Consider the following 2,050-nt stretch of genomic DNA (forward strand, 5'->3'; position numbering starts at 1 on the left):
ACACTAAGAACGGGCTGAAGAGCAACTTGTAAATCTTGCATTGCCTGTTGGAATTTAACTGCTGGGGATGCATCCATTTTCTTTATGGAGTCGTTCAATTGATCTTGATTATTCTTGAAATCAATTGTTTTTTCTTTTGCTCCTAGCAATGTATTAATGATATTTTGTCCCTGGTCTTCATACATCGTACCGAATAGTTGTACCCCTAATTCATTACGTTTCGTTTCATCTTCTACTTGAGACAATGCTAGCGCAATATCAGTCATAGCCGCTGAACCCTCACGACCACCATTTGCTACAGCTTCTCCCCATTTTTGCAATTGTTCAGCTGAAATATTAGTACCTTCTAACGTTTCTTTCATAGCTTTATCGACACCTTGACCGAATTCAGCCGCTTTGATACGACCTTCTTTCAATCCGTCTAATAGGTTATCAATATTCCAAGTGCCTGTTTCAACACCAGCTTCCATAATTGCTTGGACTTCTTCAGCATTGTAGCCAGCTCGTGTTAACTGTCCACCGTATTCAGCAATAATGTCTAATTGTTCTGGTGGAAAACCTATTTTTAAAAGGGAATTTGTCAAACCTAATGCGCCTTCATTAGTTAAACCTAACTCATTCGCAATCTCATTTGTTTCTTGAATTAATTCAGTAAAATCTATACCTTCATAAGCCTGGGCAATAGCTGCCGCTCCTTTAACAACTGCTGCATTTGCTTCATCACTTACACTTTTATTCAAAGCCCATTGCCTACGTACACCCTCTAAAGATGCTTCTGCATCCACACCGTAGGCTGTTACGCCTCTCACAGCTTCTTCTACTGATTTTTTTGATGATTCGGGGACATCAAATGTTATATCAATCTTAGTTTTTAAGCTTGACATATCCATTGCTTTTTCAACTGCACTAGCAATACCGCCACCAGCCGCCAAACCGCCAATAACATTTTCTAATCCAATTTTTAGCCCTTCAAACTTCTTTTCTGTTCTTCCGGCTTCTTGTTGTAAATCTCTTAACTCATTTCGTACTTGCTGTATGGAGTTTCCATCATCCACGGATCGAAGCGCACGTTGTAATTTTTCAATGTCTGCTTCTGTTCCTAATGCTTCTCTTCCGATAAGACCAATCGCTTGTTCTAACTGCTTACTTGTAGCTGTTCCACTTTTAATTGCATTCACAAGACGATTTCCTAATGCTCCGGCAAAATCATCACCGCTTTTTCCTGTAGCATGAAATAAAGTTTCTAATTGTCTTGTTGAATTTGCTACACTTTCTTGTTCAGTTTTCATGTTACCGAGTTTGTTTTTCAAACCATCAAGAGACCCTTGTGTAAATTCAATTTCACGCCTAAAAGCTCGATATTGTTCTTCTGAAATCTTTCCATTTTGAAATTGAGCTTGGACTTGTTGTTCAGCAGCCTTTAATTTATCTAGCTTCTGTGTTGTATTTTCAATTTGTTGTGTAAGTAACTTTTGTTTTTGTGCTAATGCTTCCACATTGCCAGGATTAAACTTTAACAGTCGCTCAACATCTTTAAGTTCTTTAGCTAAATCATTACTATGTTTATTAACATCTTTCAAAGCATTTTGAAGTCCTGTGGTCTCTCCACCAATCTCAATCGTAATCCCTTTCATTCTTCCTGCCATATTTTCACCTCATTCCTTAGAAAGAATCGTAATCTTTTTGATTCGCTTTTCTTACTTTTTCTTTATCTGGATTTTCCATTTCCGCAAATTCAGCAATATAATCAAAGCAATCACCAACGGTCATTTCTTCTAAATCGCCATGTGTTAACTTTGCTTTATAACAAAGAGCAAGGAATGTATCGGTGGTTAAATCATCATCACCGAAGGCTCCTTGCTCTCCATTATTTTTCTTTATTTTTTTTTTGCTCCCATTGTACTTTGAATCATGTCATTAATTTCTGGCATAATATCGTAAATAGGAAACTCGTCAAATCCATCTAGCCATGTAATTGGATCAGGAAGATTAGGATCAGCTGTTTTAGCGTATAGCCAAACCAAATCGTAAATCACTTCGAAGTCAACGT

The 2,050-nt window shown here is 37.5% G+C and carries 1 pseudogene; it reads right to left on the reverse strand.

The window, feature by feature from the left end:
- A pseudogene (locus tag AB3X49_RS22975) lies at nt 1-1,646 on the reverse strand (DUF2207 domain-containing protein); the annotation flags it as partial.
- Nucleotides 1,647-2,050: the final 404 nt, after the last annotated feature.

The organism is Bacillus sp. C30, assembly GCF_040838255.1.
Lineage (GTDB): Bacteria > Bacillota > Bacilli > Bacillales > Bacillaceae_G > Bacillus_A > Bacillus_A mycoides.